The organism is Polaromonas sp. OV174, assembly GCF_900112285.1.
Taxonomy (GTDB): Bacteria; Pseudomonadota; Gammaproteobacteria; order Burkholderiales; family Burkholderiaceae_C; genus Polaromonas.
Genome location: NZ_FOKZ01000021.1, coordinates 47,687 through 61,896 on the forward strand (window position 1 = coordinate 47,687; position 14,210 = coordinate 61,896).

Sequence of the window (14,210 nt, forward strand, 5' to 3'; positions counted from 1 at the left end):
GCTAGCCAGGGCCGTCGTCGCCTTCTCGGGCGTTTGGGTGCTTGGCTCTTGCCCGCCTTGCTGCTGGCCGGCTGCGCCACGCCGCCTGCTGGTCCGGTTGTCGTGCCGCCAGCCGTGACGGTGAAGAAACCGCTCAAGATCGGTTTGGCGCTGGGCGGCGGTGCGGCGCGCGGTTTTGCCCATGTTGGCGTGATCGAGGTGCTGGAGGAGGCCGGGCTCAGGCCCCAGGTGGTGGTCGGTACCTCGGCCGGCAGCTTGGTGGCGGCGATTTATGCCAGCGGCAAGAACGGTGCTCAGTTGCGTCAGACGGCGCTGAATATGGAAGAGGTCGCCATCACCGACTGGATGCTGCCCATCATTGGCCGCGGCATGTTTCGCGGCGAGGCGCTGGGCCGCTACGTGAACCAGCTGGTGGGTGGGCGTCTGATTGAGAACATGGCTATTCCGCTGGGCATTGTGGCCACCGACCTGAACAGCGGCGATGCCGTGCTGTTCCGGCGCGGCGACACCGGCACGGCGGTGCGCGCCTCCAGCGCGGTGCCGGCGGTGTTTGTGCCGGTCAAGATCAGTGGTCGCGAATATGTCGATGGTGGCCTGGTGTCGCCGGTGCCGGTGCGCTTCGCTCGGCAGATGGGCGCTGAGCTGGTGATTGCCGTCGATATTTCCAACCCGCCGGAAAGCAACCCGGCCGACGGCACCCTGCAAATCCTGCTGCAGACTTTTGCCATCATGGGCAAAAGCATCAACCAGTACGAGCTCAAAGACGCCGATGTGCTGGTGCGGCCTTCGCAAGCGGGCTTGAAGAGCGCCGACTTTTCCGCCCGCAAGCAGGCCATAGACGCCGGCCGGGCCGCCATGCTGGCGGCGCTGCCAGCGCTCAAGGCCAAGTTGGAGGCTGGGGTGGCGCTGGCCCACAGCCCATGAGGGCCGCAGAGAAACTATTGTTTTAATAGCGCCTTGCGCCCTCTGCTATTGGGCTGGAGGCATTTTTGATCAAAAAAAAGCCCAATCGGAAGATTGGGCTTTAAACGGATCCGTGAAACTGAATTTCTGGAAGGACCCGAGGAGACAACTGGTTTTCTTTCAGCGCTCAGGGCGCTGAAAGCGTTGGCAGTGATTCGCTAGTGATTAGCGCTTTTTGGCCAAGTTCTTGGAAGCGTTCACTGCAGAAGCTGCTGCCGTATTGAAGTTGGCTTCGGCGATGTCGCCGGCTTGCTTGACGGCTTTTTGCACGGATTCGTAAGCGTTGTTGGCAGCTGCCACGGCGCTTTTCATCACGGCAACGGCGGACTCGGAGCCGGCTGGTGCGTTCTGGGCGGCGGTTTCAACCAGGCCGGTGAATTTCTTTTGGGCTTCGGCCGTCTGGGCTTCAAAGGCCTTGCCGAGTTCGGCGCCGGCGGCTTGAGCGATGTCATACAGATGACGGCTGTAGGCGGCGGTTTTTTCGGCCAGGGGCTGGGCCAGACCGGATTGCAGTGCCAGCAGTTCCTGGGCATCTTTCACGCTCAGCACGGCTTGTGTGTGGCTGGCGCTTTCGGTCAATGCGGCCTTGGTGGCTTGCACGTTCAGTTCGACCAGTTTTTCAACGCCTTCAAAGGCTTTTTGGGTCAGACCAAACAGGGTGTCGATGTTGGCTTTGTGGGCGGCCATGAGTTGTTCAGCAGTCAGCATAGGTAATCTCCAGATAGTGGTTTAACGGTGAATAGTTGCCTTGAGCCAAATTGCTGCACTGCAACATAATTGAAAGTATAGGGCTTGTTGACGGCATTGCAAGTGTTTTTTGCTGCACTGCAACATTTTTAGGTCTGGCGACCTAACTGGGCGCTGTTTGCCAGGCCTCTGGTGGGTCCGGCTATCAGTCTAGCCGGGGGGGCTCGCGGCCACAATGGCAATAGGACGGGTGTCTGCCAGGTTTTTTGTGTCTATTTATTTCCTTTGAGGTCAAGCGCCGGTGCAAGCCTTTTACGCCACTCATTTTGTGTTGCCGCTGCCGCCCGGGCACCGCTTTCCCATGGCCAAGTACCAGCTCTTGCACGATCGCCTGGCCCATGAATTGCCGGCCGTGCGCATGGACCAGGCGCCCATCGCCAACGATGGCGAACTGGCCTTGGCGCACACGCCTGCCTATATAGAGGCCATCACGCAGGGCACCTTGGCGGCGCCGGCCCAGCGCGAGATCGGTTTTCCCTGGAGCCCGCAAATGGCCGAACGCGCACGCCGTTCGGTCGGCGCCACGGTGGCGGCGGCGCGACTGGCCTTGGGCCTGGCAGCCGGCGGCGTGGCCGGCATTGCAGCCAATCTGGCGGGCGGCACCCACCATGCTTATGCCGACAAGGGAGCTGGTTTTTGCGTTTTTAACGACGCCGCCGTGGCGGCCAAACTGATGCAGGCCGAATGGGCGCGCCAGCATCGCCAGGCGCGCCGTCCTTTGCAGGTGGCCGTGATCGATCTTGATGTGCACCAGGGCAATGGCACGGCCAGCATCTTCGCTGGCGACGACAGCGTGTTCACCTTGTCGCTGCACGGGCAAAAGAACTTTCCCTTTCGCAAGGAGGCCAGTGACCTCGATGTGGAGCTGCCCGATGGCTGCCTGGATGCACCTTATCTTCAGGCACTGGAGCTGGCCCTCGATGAGCTGGAGCGGCGCTTTGAACCGGGGTTGATCCTGTTTCTGGCCGGCGCCGATCCGTTTGAAGGCGATCGCCTGGGGCGTCTGTCATTGAGCTATGACGGGCTGGAGGCGCGCGACCGCCGCGTTTTTGACTGGGCTTGGCAGCGCCGCATCCCGCTGGCCCTAGCCATGGCGGGCGGCTATGGCGTCAACATTGATGACACCGTGCAGGTGCAAATGAACACCTATCGCGTTGCGCTGGAATATTGGCGGCGCTGGCATTTATAGCGTCTCTACGCTGGCAAAATAAGCCTTCATGATTAACTCCCCGCGCCCCCAAGCCGAGGCCCGTAGCGCCTACCCTGTGTTTCGCGATATCGGCACGCGCTGGTCCGACAACGACGTCTACGGCCACGTCAACAACGTCGTCTACTACAGCTGGTTTGACACCGCCGTCAATGGCCTGTTGATAGCGCGCGGCGCGCTCGATATTCATGGCGGCAGCGTGATTGGCCTGGTGGTCGAGACCCAGTGCAACTACTTTGCACCGCTGGCCTTTCCCGAGCCGGTGGTGGCCGGCATTCGCGTGGCGCACATAGGCGCGTCCAGCGTGCGTTATGAGATAGGCCTGTTTCCCGGTGATGAGGCCTTGCCCTGTGCGGCCAAAGGCCATTTTGTTCATGTCTATGTAGACCGTGCCACGCGCCGCCCGGCGCCTTTGCCCCCCGAATTGCTGCATGTATTGGAGACTCTGAAGTGAAACACGCCGTGCCTACTTCCAAGCCCATCGTTGCCGGAGACTTTGCCGCCGTTGACGCGCCGGACAGCGCACTGGCCCAGCCGGCCAACCCGGTGGACCACGCCATCGAAAGCCGTCAGTCCATGCGCGAATTCCTGCCCACGCCGGTGTCCCGCGCCACCATCACGCATCTGCTGGAACTCGCCAGCCGCGCACCCTCGGGCACCAATACCCAGCCCTGGAAGGTCTATGTGCTGCAGGGCGCCAGCAAGAACAGCCTGATGGACAAGGTCTGCCGGGCGCACGATGCCTTGCGCGACAACCCGGCGCTGGCCGAAGAGTACAAAGAGGAATACGCCTACTACCCGGAGAAATGGGTCTCGCCCTATATCGACAGGCGCCGCGAAAACGGCTGGGGCTTGTATGGCCTGCTGGGCATCACCAAGGGCGACAAGGACAAGATGCACGCCCAGCACCAGCGCAACTACCGCTTCTTCGACGCACCGGTGGGCCTGATGTTCACACTGGACCGGGTGATGGGGCGCGGCTCGCTGGTGGACTACGGCATGTTTTTGCAAAACATCATGGTCGCCGCGCGCGGCCATGGCCTGCACACCTGCCCGCAGGCCGCCTGGAACGGCTTTGCCAAAATCATCCTGCCGCATATAGGCGCAGCCGACAACGAGATGCTGGTTTGCGGCATGGCGCTGGGCTATGCCGACGAAACGGCGCGGGTCAATACCTTTCGCACGCCGCGCGTTGGCGCCGCTGAGTTCACGAGCTGGCTGGACTGATGAGCGCTGCGCACAACCATCAGCCTCTTGAAGACTCAACTTCTTTTTTGGCCGAGCTTGATCAGGCGTTCAGGGACTGGGATGACTTGACGGCAGGCCTGCCGCACAGGGAACGGACGCAGAACCCCGAAGACCCGTCCAGCGGCGGTATGAACTCGGTCTGCGGGGCAGGGCCGGGGGCGTGAATTTTTCGCTGCTCCAGCTGCTGGCCGCTCACGCCGACCAGCTTGTCTGGCTGGTTGCGGGTAAAGTCAGGGATTCGTAAAAAAGCCCGGATTTATTCTTTCGGACCCGTTTTTTTAGTTTGATTTTTCGATTCATTTTCAGAAGGACTTTGTCATGACCACCACCACCACTCCCTCAGGACTGCAATACGAAGACACCGTGCTGGGCACCGGTGCCATCGCCAAGGCCGGACAACATGTCAAGGTGCATTACACCGGCTGGCTTTTCAACGACGGCGTGCAGGGCGCGAAGTTCGACTCCAGCAAAGACCGTGGCCAGCCGTTCCAGTTCGCGCTGGGTGCCGGGCAGGTCATCAAGGGTTGGGACGAAGGCGTACAGGGCATGTCGGTTGGCGGTACGCGCCGTCTGGTGATCCCGGCCGAACTCGGCTATGGCGCACGCGGCGCCGGCGGTGTGATTCCTCCCAATGCCACCTTGCTGTTTGAAGTGGATTTTCTGGGCACCTGATCCAGCCTGAATCTGTCCGAGTATTGGCCAGACCCGTAATGGGTCTGCGCACCTGATTACCCACCATGGGCCACAAGCGTTCTCCATGATCATCACCAGCCTGCTCGATACCGATCTGTACAAGTTCACCATGATGCAGGTGGTGTTGCACCAGTTTCCTGGCGCTGAGGTGGAGTACAAGTTCAAGTGCCGCAATGCCGGCGCGCCCGGAATTGAAAATCTGGCGCCCTTTGTCAGCGAGATTCGCGAAGAAATCCGCGGGCTTTGCGGTTTGCGCTTTGAGGCGGAAGAGCTGGCTTACCTGAAGGCCATGCGCTTCATCAAGAGCGATTTTGTTGATTTCCTGGGTATTTTTCAGCTCAACGAAAAATACGTCAGCGTCAGTGCCTTGCCCTCGGGCGAGATTGAGGTGTCCATCAAGGGCCCGTGGCTGCACACCATCTTGTTTGAAATCCCGGTGCTGGCCATCATCAACGAGGTCTACTTTCGCAACACGCAAAAGCAGCCCAACCTGGTTGAAGGCCGCAAACGCCTGGACACCAAAATACTTGAGCTGCAAACCAAGGGCCTGGGTGAACTCAAGATTGCCGACTACGGCACACGCCGGCGCTTTGGCAAGGCTTGGCACGAAGAAGTGCTGCGCACGCTGGTGACACGCCTGGGCACGGGCGCGTCCGGGCAGCTGGCCGGCACCAGCAATGTGTTGTTTGCCATGAAGCTGGGCTTGATCCCCCTGGGCACCATGGCGCACGAGTATTTGCAGGCTTGCCAGGCGCTGGGCCCGCGCCTGCGTGACAGCCAGGTGTTCGGTTTTGAAATGTGGGCCAAGGAATACCGCGGCGACCTCGGCATTGCGCTGTCTGATGTCTACGGCATGAGCGCCTTTTTGCGCGACTTCGACCTCTACTTCTGCAAGCTGTTCGATGGCGCCCGTCATGACAGCGGTGACCCGTTTCAGTGGGGCGAGCGCATGCTGGCGCACTACCTGGCCAATCGTGTTGACCCGAAAACCAAGACGCTGATTTTTAGCGATGGGCTGACCATGACGCGCACCATAGAGCTTTACCAGCAGTTCAGGGGCCGCTGCCAACTGGCCTTTGGCATAGGCACCAATCTGACCAACGACCTGGGCCACGAGCCGCTGCAGATCGTGATCAAAATGCTGCGCTGCAATGGCCAGCCGGTGGCGAAGCTTTCCGACACACCGTCCAAAAACATGTGCGAGGACGAAAAATATCTGGCCTATCTGCGCCAGGTATTTGATATTCCGTCAGTCGCCTGATGAGGCGCCTCGATAATGGCGGGCCGCGCAAGCCGCCGGTGGGTGCGCGCAATAAGGAGAGACTGATGAACATTTTCCGTTGGGCTGCAACCTTGGGCCTGCTGCTCTTGCCTGGCCTGAGCTTTGCTGCTGACCTGGATGGCGGCCAGCTTTCGACGCTGTGGGGTGTCCCTTTTGCCGGGCTGCTGCTGTCGATTGCCCTGATGCCGCTGCTTGTGCCGGCTTTCTGGCACCACCACTACGGCAAGGTGACGGCCGCCTGGTCGCTGGTTTTCCTGCTGCCCTTTGCGCTGGTTTACGGCCCGGCCCTGGCCGGTGTCAGCTTCATGCACGCGCTGCTGGCGGAATACATTCCTTTCATTCTTTTGTTGACGGCGCTGTTCACGGTGGCCGGGGGTATTCATATCCGCGGCAATCTGCACGGCAGCCCGGGCCTCAATACCGCCATCCTGGCTATAGGCGCAGTGCTTGCCAGCTTTATGGGCACCACCGGTGCCTCCATGCTGCTGATTCGTCCGCTGATTCGTGCCAACGACAACCGTGTGCACAGGGCGCATGTGGTGGTTTTCTTTATCTTTATTGTTTCCAATGCCGGTGGTTCGCTGACGCCGCTGGGTGATCCGCCGTTGTTCCTGGGCTTCCTCAAGGGCGTTGATTTTTTCTGGACCGTGCGCCATATCTTTCCTGAAACACTGTTCTTGATTGGCGCCTTGCTGGCCATTTTTTATGCGCTGGACTCGTGGTTCTATCATCGCCGGGAAGAGATCAAACCGGTGGATCCGACACCGGACACCAAGCGCATCGGCTTTGATGGCGCGGCCAACTTCTGGCTGCTGGGCGCGATCGCCGGGCTGGTGCTGCTCAGTGGCTTCTGGAGGTCGCCGCTGGCGTTCAATATCGCCGGCACCGACGTGGGTCTGCCCGGTCTGGTGCGCGATGCCGGCCTGATCGCGATCACCTGGCTGTCCTTGAAAATCACCTCGGCCAAGGTGCATGCCGACAACCAGTTCTCCTGGGGCCCAATGGCCGAGGTGGCGAAGTTGTTTGCGGGTATTTTCCTGACCATCATTCCGGTGATTGCCATGCTCAAGGCAGGTACCAGCGGCCCCTTTGGTGCGGTGGTGTCGGCGGTGACCCGGGCCGACGGCTCGCCTGATCCAGCCATGTACTTCTGGGCCACTGGCGTGCTCAGCTCTTTCCTCGATAACGCTCCGACTTATCTGGTGTTTTTCAATACCGCCGGTGGCGATCCCCAGGCCATGATGACCACCTTTGCCTCGACGCTGGCCGCCATTTCGGCCGGCGCCGTGTTCATGGGGGCCAACACCTACATCGGCAACGCGCCCAACCTGATGGTCAAGGCCATTGCCGAAGACCGCGACGTGAAGATGCCCAGTTTCTTTGGCTACATGCTGTGGTCGGGCGCGGTGCTGATTCCGCTGTTCATCGTCATGACCTTCATCTGGTTCAAATAAAAAGCGAGTCTTTCATCATGAGCAAGCCAAAAATTCTTGTCGCGCGCGCCATCTTCCCGGAGGTGATCGCACGCCTTGAGCAGCATTTCGAGGTCCAGGCCAACCAGCAAGACCAGACCTGGTCCAAGGCGCAATGGATGGAGTACCTCAAGGACAAGGACGGCGTGTTCACCACCGGTACCGACCGGATTGATGCCGAGGTGCTGGCGGTGGCAACCCGGCTCAAGATCTGCGCCAACATGGCGGTGGGCTACAACAACTTCGACATCGCCGCCATGACGGCGGCCGGCGTGCTGGCCACCAATGCACCCGACGTGCTGACCGAAACCACGGCTGATTTCGGTTTTGCCCTGTTGATGGCGACCGCCCGCCGTGTCACCGAAAGTGAACACTATCTGCGCGCCGGCAAATGGACGCGCTGGAGCTACGACATGTTTGCCGGCTCCGACATTCACGGCACCACCCTGGGCATTCTGGGTATGGGCCGCATCGGCCAGGGCATTGCCAGGCGCGGCGCGCACGGCTTTGGCATGAAGGTGATTTATCACAACCGCTCGCGCCTCGATGCCGGCCTGGAAGCCGAATGCAAGGCCAGCTACGTCAGCAAGGAAGAGCTGCTCAAGAGTGCCGATCACCTGGTGCTGGTGCTGCCTTATTCGCCGGCCTCGCACCACGCCATTGGTGCGGCCGAACTGGCGCTGATGAAGCCGACCGCCAACCTGATCAATATCGCGCGCGGCGGCATCGTCGACGATGCCGCGCTGGCCGCCGCCTTGCGCAACAAGACGATTGCGGCCGCCGGCCTGGATGTGTTCGAGGGTGAGCCCAAGCTAAATGCCGATCTGCTGACGGTGCCCAACGTGGTGTTGACGCCCCACATTGCCAGCGCCACCATGCCGACGCGCCTGGCCATGGCCAGCCTGGCGGCTGATAATTTGATTGGGTTTTTCACGGAAAACAAGCCGCTAACCCCCTTGAATCCTGCGGTTCTTGCTTCGAAATAAATAGCGAATGACAGATTTTCTTTCCTGGATTCTGGCCGCGCTGGCCGTCGTCAATCTGCTTTTGCTGCTGTGGCTGCTGTTGCGCCCGGCGCCCGAGACGGGCCAGCAGAAATTACTGGCGGAGCTGGGCAAGCTAATGGCTGCCAACGAGCGGCTGGAGCGTGAGCTGCGCAACGAGGTGCAGGGCAGCGCCCGCGACACGCGCGGCGAATTGAGCCAGGGCCTGTCGCTATTCCAGCAAGCCTTGCTGGCGCAGTCTGGCGATGTGGCGCGTACCCAGAATGAGCAGATCGACTCCTTTCGCGTGCAGCTGGCCGCCATGCAGCAGCAGGTCGCACAGAACTTGCACACCGCCACGCAGTCGCTGGCGCAGCAGGCGCAGTCGGGCAGCGAGGCCGTGGCGGCGTCCCTGACGCAGGCTAGAGAGGCCCAGGCCAGCGGACTGATGCAGGCGCGCGAAGCCCAGGACATGGCGCTCAAGCGATTTGCCGATGGCCTGAATGAACAGCTGCGGCAACTGGCCGAAGGCAATGAGCGCAGGCTGGGCGAGGTCCGCCAGGTGGTGGAGCAGCGGTTGGCTGCGTTGCAGGAAGGCAACGAGAAAAAGCTCGACCAGATGCGCGCCACGGTGGACGAAAAACTGCAGACCACGCTGGAGACCCGGCTGGGTGAAAGCTTCAAGCAGGTGGCCGACCGGCTGGAGCAGGTGCACAAGGGCCTGGGCGAGATGCAGACGCTGGCGCAGGGCGTGGGCGACCTCAAGCATTTGCTGACCAATGTGAAAACGCGCGGCATTTTTGGCGAGGCGCAACTGTCTGCCTTGCTGGAGCAGGTGTTCACCGTCGACCAGTACGCGGCCCAGGTCGTGACGCGGCGCGGCGGCAAGAATCCGGTCGACTTCGCCATCAAGCTGCCGGGGCGGGCTGATTCGGGCGAGCCGCTGTGGTTGCCGATTGACGCGAAGTTCCCCAATGAAGACTACGAGCGCCTGCTCGATGCCCAGCAGCGCGCCGATGGGCCGGGCGCTGAGGTGGCGGGCAAGGCGCTGGAAATGCGCATCAGGCTTGAGGCCAAATCGATTGCCGAAAAATACATAGAGCCGCCTTACACCACCGACTTTGCCATTTTGTTTTTGCCCACGGAGGGTCTGTACGCGGAGGTGCTGCGCCGCCCCGGCCTGATGGAGAGCCTGCAGCGCGATCACCGCATCACGCTGGCCGGCCCCACCACCTTGCTCGCCATGCTGACTTCCCTGCAGATGGGGTTTCGCACACTGGCGCTGGAAAAACGTTCCAGCGAAGTCTGGCAGGTGCTGGGCGCGGTGAAAACCGAGTTTGGCAAGTTTGGCGACGTGCTGGCCAAGGTCAAGTCGCAGACCGAAACCGTGCTCAATACGCTCAACAGCGCCGAGCAGCGCAGCCGGGTCATGGGCAAGGCCTTGCGCCAAGTCGAGGCGCTGCCCGAGGCCGAGTCGATCAAGCTGATTCCCCTGGACAAAGACCCGGACGAAAACTGATGAACCTCTCATGAACCGCGAGCTGGCCCGCCTGATTCTGGCGCAGGTCTTCCTGCATGCCTGCATGGCGGGCACGCGCATGGCGGCCCCGCTGCTGGCGCTGCGCGAGGGCTACAGCGCGGTGGCCGTCGGTGTGCTGCTGGCGCTGTTTGCCCTGATGCAGGTTTTTCTGGCCTTGCCAGCAGGCCGCTATGCCGACCGTCATGGTCTGCGCCGCCCCATAGGCTACAGCGTCGTGGCCGCCGTGGCGGGGGCCGGCGTGGCGGTTGCTTTCCCGGTGTTCCCGGTGCTGTGCCTGGCGGCACTCCTCACGGGTGGGGCCACTGGCGCGGCCGTGATTGCGCTGCAGCGCCACGTCGGACGCGCTGCCGTCGGCGCCTTGCAGCTCAAGCGGGTGTTCAGCTGGCTGTCGATTGGTCCGGCAATTTCCAATTTCATAGGGCCTTTTTCCGCCGGCCTGCTGATTGACCATGCCGGTCCGACCTCGGGCAGTCTCTGGGGTTATCGGGCCGCTTTTTTACTGATGGCGCTGTTGCCGCTGGCCAGTTGGTTTTTGATCCGCCGCACCCGCGAATTGCCGCCGGTGATTGCCGCCAGCGGCGGTCCTCAGCCCAATGCCTGGGAGTTGCTGCGCGAGCCGACATTTCGCCGCTTGATGCTGGTGAACTGGTTTTTGTCCTCATGCTGGGACGTGCATACCTTCGTGGTGCCGGTGCTGGGCTTTGAACGCGGCATCAGTGCCTCGGTCATAGGCACCATCCTGGGTGCTTTTGCCGTGGCCGCGGCCCTCATACGTACCGTGATGCCCCTGGTGGCGGCGCATTTGCGCGAGTGGCGCGTGCTGGCCTTTTCCATGCTGACCACGGCGGTGCTGTTTGGCGTCTATCCGCTCATGCAATCGGCCCTGGGCATGGGCGTGTGTTCGGTGTTGCTGGGAATTTCGCTGGGCATGGTGCAGCCCATGGTCATGAGCATGTTGCACCAGATCACCCCCGAGGCGCGGCATGGCGAGGCACTGGGTTTGCGGCTGATGGCGATCAATGCTTCCAGCGTGCTCATGCCCATGATGTTCGGCTCCGCCGGTGCACTGATAGGCATTGCCGGCGTCTTCTGGACCACGGGGGCCCTGGTGGGGGTCGGCTCACGCCTGGCCTGGCTGCTCAAAGACGGACTGCCCCAGCTGGGTGGTCACGCAGCCGAGGCGAGCAAGCCTGGCGGCTAGCGGGGGCTTAGGCCTTGTCCCCTGCGCACGCTCTGACCCTAGCCATGGCGTGCCAGATTAGAGTTTGTAAAAAGCCTTGATGGCGTCCCAGGCCGCTTGTGGCTCATCGACATACTGGAAGAGCTTGAGGTCGTCGGGCGAAATGGCCCCTTCTTCGATCAGGACGTCAAAGTTGAGCAGGCGCTTCCAGTAGTCGGAGCCAAACAAGATGATGGGTACCGGCTTGGCCTTGCCGGTTTGTACCAGCGTGATGACTTCAAACAACTCGTCCAGCGTGCCGAAGCCGCCCGGAAACGCCACCAGCGCCTTGGCGCGCATCATGAAGTGCATCTTGCGCAGGGCAAAGTAGTGGAACTTGAAGTTCAGCGAAGGTGACACATAGGGATTGGAGCCCTGCTCGTGCGGCAGCACGATGTTCAGGCCGACGGTGAGCGCGCCCATTTCATGGGCTCCCCGATTGGCCGCCTCCATGATGCCGGGGCCGCCACCGGTGCAGATGAATATTTTCTCTGCAGCCGGCCGTGGCTTGCTGTAGCCGGCCACCAGACGTGCAAATTCCCTGGCTTTTTCGTAATAGTGGGCGTTGCGCATCTGGCGATGCGCCAGTGCCAGGGCTTTGGCATCGTCACCTTGCTCGGCCAGTTGGAGGGCGGCGCTGGCCTGCTCGGGGGCGGGAAAGCGGGCGCTGCCAAACACCACCACAGTGTTTTCAATGCCTTGTTCGTGTTGGTCAAGCTCGGGCTTGAGCATTTCCAGCTGGAAGCGGATACCGCGGGTTTCCCGTCTGAGCAGGAACTCCGGGTCGGCGAAGGCCAGGCGATTGGCATCGGCCCGCAGTGGCGTGGCGTCGCTGGAAAGGGATTGCAGTTCTGCCCAGGCGTGGGCCAGGCGGCTTTCTGAGAGGTCTTGTGTTTGGTCCATAAGCCATTGTCAACGATAAAAATGACGATTTATGCACCTGCGGCTCAGTGCGCCTGCCAATGCAAAAAGGCTCCGTGAGGAGCCTTTTTTGGGACTGAATCCGGCTGCACAGAGGCAGCACTGATTTAGACGCGCTTGCGGTACTCGCCGGTGCGGGTGTCGATTTCGACGACATCGCCCTGAGCCACAAAAATTGGCACGCCGATTTCAAAACCGGTAGCCAGTTTGGCGGGCTTGAGAACCTTGCCGGAGGTGTCGCCCTTGACGGCGGGTTCGGTCCAGGTGATCTCGCGCTGCACGCTGGTGGGCAGTTCAACCGAGATGGCTTTGCCGTCATAAAACACGACTTCGAGTTCCATGCCGTCTTGCAGGTAGTTCAGCGAGTCGCCCATGTTTTCGGCTTCGACTTCGTACTGGTGGTACTCGGAGTCCATGCAGATGTACATAGGGTCGGCGAAGTAGGAGTAGGTGCAGTCCTTCTTGTCCAGAATGACCTGATCCATTTTGTCGTCGGCCTTGAACACCACTTCGGTGTTGAAGTTGGCGATCAGGCTTTTGAGCTTCATGCGCACGGTGGCGGAATTACGCCCACCACGGCTGTATTCGGTCTTGAGCACGACCATCGGATCCTTGCCGTGCATGATGACGTTACCAGCGCGTATTTCTTGAGCGATTTTCATAGCAGTTCTACTGAAGGAGTTGGCCGCCAAACCTTGGTACGGGCGGTGCCCGGCATACAGGTCTGTGCGGTGGGTTGGGTTGCCAATTTTGCGGTTTGCCCCGTCAGGCCTATCCGCAGAGCCACTGATTTTAGCGGTTTTTTGCAACCAGGCCTAGCAAGTGGGTAGTCAGATCGTCCTGGGCCAGCAGGCGCGCGCGGGCTGTGCGTGCGCAGGCTTGCCAGAGCGGCAGATCGGGCGTGGTGACGTTGTCTGAGGCTTGCTGGTGGCTGCCATCGTTCCAGCGGGCGTGAAAGGCGCGCAGCGACTCGGGTGCTCCCAGCCAGTCCAGAAAAGCCTGCAGCTTGTCCAGATGGGCCGCGTCATGCTGGGGATAAATCTGCCAGACAAAGGCTTGGCCGGCCCAGAGCGCGCGCACCACGGAGTCTTCGCCGCGCACAAAATTGAGATCGCAGGACCACAGCAAATGGTCGAAATCCGCTTGCGTCAGCAGGTCAAGATATGAAATTGATAGCTGGTAGCGCTCGTCCATCAAGGGCTGCAGGCCTATTTCATGACTTAATGCGGCTTTGACCGCCTTTTCGGCGCGTCCGGCCGCCACCAGCAGGCGCACCGGCTGGCCATCGAGTCCGTTGTGGGCAAACTGCCTGAGCAAGCCGGCCAGCGCGGGCGGCTCGTAGCAAAACAGCGAGACCAGCTTTTCGCCGCTAGCTTCACCCTGGCACGCTATGCCCTGGGCCGTCAGCCAGGCCCTGCGATCAAAGCCGGCCTGCCGCTCGGCCAGGTCTGGCTCGCGCAACAGGCCGCCCGTGGCTGGCGTGAAGCCGGGGTAGAAAAACCATTTCAGCCAGCCGGCCGCCGGCCCGCCTTGCACCGGCGAGGGCAGGGCGTGGCAGCGTTCGACATAGTCCTCGGCCGACAGGTACTCCAGGTTGATCCATACGGTTTTTTGGCCTGTAGCGCTTGCTGCATGGGCGCAAGAAGCTATGAATTCGGGAGCAATCTCACAGCCGAAGGCCTCTATCATGACCTCGCTGGGTTGCGCCTCAAGATCTGCCGCGGCCAGCTCCAGCGGCTGGCACCAAGGCAGCACGCGCACGCCGGCGCAACCCTGGGGCGCCATCCAGCCGAGCGCGCTGGCGTCATCCACCCATAGCCGGACTTTATGGCCGCGCCCGGCCAGATCGGCGCAGAGGCGCCAGCACACGCCAATGTCCCCGAAGTTGTCAATGACTTTGCAAAAAATGTCCCACTGCAGGCTGCGATTCATGAA

14 protein-coding genes are annotated in these 14,210 nt (G+C 61.3%); 10 read left to right on the plus strand and 4 right to left on the minus strand.

The window, feature by feature from the left end:
- Positions 1 to 48: 48 nt before the first annotated feature.
- Positions 49 to 924, plus strand: coding sequence for a patatin-like phospholipase family protein (locus BM160_RS17125; protein WP_255368984.1), 876 nt, complete (start codon positions 49 to 51; stop codon positions 922 to 924).
- 204 nt (positions 925 to 1,128) lie between these two features.
- Here BM160_RS17125 and phaP read toward each other — a convergent pair whose 3' ends face one another.
- Positions 1,129 to 1,671: a TIGR01841 family phasin gene (gene phaP, locus BM160_RS17130; RefSeq protein WP_092007381.1), complete on the minus strand. Its 543-nt coding sequence runs from the start codon at positions 1,669 to 1,671 to the stop codon at positions 1,129 to 1,131.
- Positions 1,672 to 1,951: 280 nt separating this feature from the next.
- On the opposite strand from phaP, the gene BM160_RS17135 reads away from it, so the two are divergent.
- The 9 genes from BM160_RS17135 to BM160_RS17180 all read left to right on the plus strand — a co-directional run bounded on the left by BM160_RS17135 (position 1,952) and on the right by BM160_RS17180 (position 11,336).
- Complete coding sequence (locus BM160_RS17135; RefSeq protein WP_092007382.1) at positions 1,952 to 2,899, plus strand: histone deacetylase family protein; 948 nt, start codon at positions 1,952 to 1,954, stop codon at positions 2,897 to 2,899.
- Positions 2,900 to 2,927: 28 nt separating this feature from the next.
- Positions 2,928 to 3,371: an acyl-CoA thioesterase gene (locus BM160_RS17140; RefSeq protein WP_092007383.1), complete on the plus strand. Its 444-nt coding sequence runs from the start codon at positions 2,928 to 2,930 to the stop codon at positions 3,369 to 3,371.
- Positions 3,372 to 3,442: 71 nt separating this feature from the next.
- Positions 3,443 to 4,144, plus strand: a complete 702-nt coding sequence (locus BM160_RS17145) for a nitroreductase (protein ID WP_255368987.1) — start codon at positions 3,443 to 3,445, stop codon at positions 4,142 to 4,144.
- 339 nt (positions 4,145 to 4,483) lie between these two features.
- Positions 4,484 to 4,837 carry an FKBP-type peptidyl-prolyl cis-trans isomerase gene (locus tag BM160_RS17155; RefSeq protein ID WP_092007386.1) on the plus strand — a complete coding sequence of 118 codons (354 nt, stop codon included), beginning with the start codon at positions 4,484 to 4,486 and terminating at the stop codon, positions 4,835 to 4,837.
- 85 nt (positions 4,838 to 4,922) lie between these two features.
- Positions 4,923 to 6,119: a nicotinate phosphoribosyltransferase gene (gene pncB, locus BM160_RS17160; protein WP_092007387.1), complete on the plus strand. Its 1,197-nt coding sequence runs from the start codon at positions 4,923 to 4,925 to the stop codon at positions 6,117 to 6,119.
- A gap of 65 nt (positions 6,120 to 6,184) precedes the next feature.
- Positions 6,185 to 7,594 (plus strand): sodium:proton antiporter, encoded by a 1,410-nt coding sequence (locus tag BM160_RS17165; protein ID WP_092007388.1) that lies wholly within the window; start codon positions 6,185 to 6,187, stop codon positions 7,592 to 7,594.
- Positions 7,595 to 7,611: 17 nt separating this feature from the next.
- On the plus strand, positions 7,612 to 8,598 hold the full coding sequence (locus BM160_RS17170; RefSeq protein WP_092007389.1) for a 2-hydroxyacid dehydrogenase: 987 nt from the start codon (positions 7,612 to 7,614) through the stop codon (positions 8,596 to 8,598).
- Between the two features lie 7 nt (positions 8,599 to 8,605).
- Positions 8,606 to 10,114 (plus strand): DNA recombination protein RmuC, encoded by a 1,509-nt coding sequence (gene rmuC / locus BM160_RS17175; RefSeq protein ID WP_092007390.1) that lies wholly within the window; start codon positions 8,606 to 8,608, stop codon positions 10,112 to 10,114.
- Positions 10,115 to 10,124: 10 nt separating this feature from the next.
- Positions 10,125 to 11,336 (plus strand): MFS transporter, encoded by a 1,212-nt coding sequence (locus tag BM160_RS17180; protein WP_092007391.1) that lies wholly within the window; start codon positions 10,125 to 10,127, stop codon positions 11,334 to 11,336.
- A 57-nt stretch (positions 11,337 to 11,393) separates the two neighbouring features.
- On the opposite strand, the gene BM160_RS17185 is transcribed toward BM160_RS17180, so the two are convergent.
- The 3 genes from BM160_RS17185 to earP all read right to left on the minus strand — a co-directional run bounded on the left by BM160_RS17185 (position 11,394) and on the right by earP (position 14,207).
- On the minus strand, positions 11,394 to 12,257 hold the full coding sequence (locus tag BM160_RS17185) for an LOG family protein (protein WP_092007392.1): 864 nt from the start codon (positions 12,255 to 12,257) through the stop codon (positions 11,394 to 11,396).
- Positions 12,258 to 12,382: 125 nt separating this feature from the next.
- The gene (gene efp, locus BM160_RS17190; RefSeq protein WP_092007393.1) at positions 12,383 to 12,937 is read right to left on the minus strand and encodes an elongation factor P; all 555 of its coding nucleotides are present in this window, start codon (positions 12,935 to 12,937) and stop codon (positions 12,383 to 12,385) included.
- A gap of 130 nt (positions 12,938 to 13,067) precedes the next feature.
- The gene (gene earP, locus BM160_RS17195; protein WP_092007415.1) at positions 13,068 to 14,207 is read right to left on the minus strand and encodes an elongation factor P maturation arginine rhamnosyltransferase EarP; all 1,140 of its coding nucleotides are present in this window, start codon (positions 14,205 to 14,207) and stop codon (positions 13,068 to 13,070) included.
- Positions 14,208 to 14,210: the final 3 nt, after the last annotated feature.

Coding starts and splice junctions, on each gene's coding strand:
- phaP (WP_092007381.1), bottom strand. CDS start 1,671: ATGCTGACTGCTGAACAACTCATGGCCGCCCACAAAGCCAACATCGAC.
- BM160_RS17140 (WP_092007383.1), top strand. CDS start 2,928: ATGATTAACTCCCCGCGCCCCCAAGCCGAGGCCCGTAGCGCCTACCCT.
- BM160_RS17155 (WP_092007386.1), top strand. CDS start 4,484: ATGACCACCACCACCACTCCCTCAGGACTGCAATACGAAGACACCGTG.
- pncB (WP_092007387.1), top strand. CDS start 4,923: ATGATCATCACCAGCCTGCTCGATACCGATCTGTACAAGTTCACCATG.
- BM160_RS17165 (WP_092007388.1), top strand. CDS start 6,185: ATGAACATTTTCCGTTGGGCTGCAACCTTGGGCCTGCTGCTCTTGCCT.
- BM160_RS17170 (WP_092007389.1), top strand. CDS start 7,612: ATGAGCAAGCCAAAAATTCTTGTCGCGCGCGCCATCTTCCCGGAGGTG.
- rmuC (WP_092007390.1), top strand. CDS start 8,606: ATGACAGATTTTCTTTCCTGGATTCTGGCCGCGCTGGCCGTCGTCAAT.
- BM160_RS17180 (WP_092007391.1), top strand. CDS start 10,125: ATGAACCGCGAGCTGGCCCGCCTGATTCTGGCGCAGGTCTTCCTGCAT.
- BM160_RS17185 (WP_092007392.1), bottom strand. CDS start 12,257: ATGGACCAAACACAAGACCTCTCAGAAAGCCGCCTGGCCCACGCCTGG.
- efp (WP_092007393.1), bottom strand. CDS start 12,937: ATGAAAATCGCTCAAGAAATACGCGCTGGTAACGTCATCATGCACGGC.
- earP (WP_092007415.1), bottom strand. CDS start 14,207: ATGAATCGCAGCCTGCAGTGGGACATTTTTTGCAAAGTCATTGACAAC.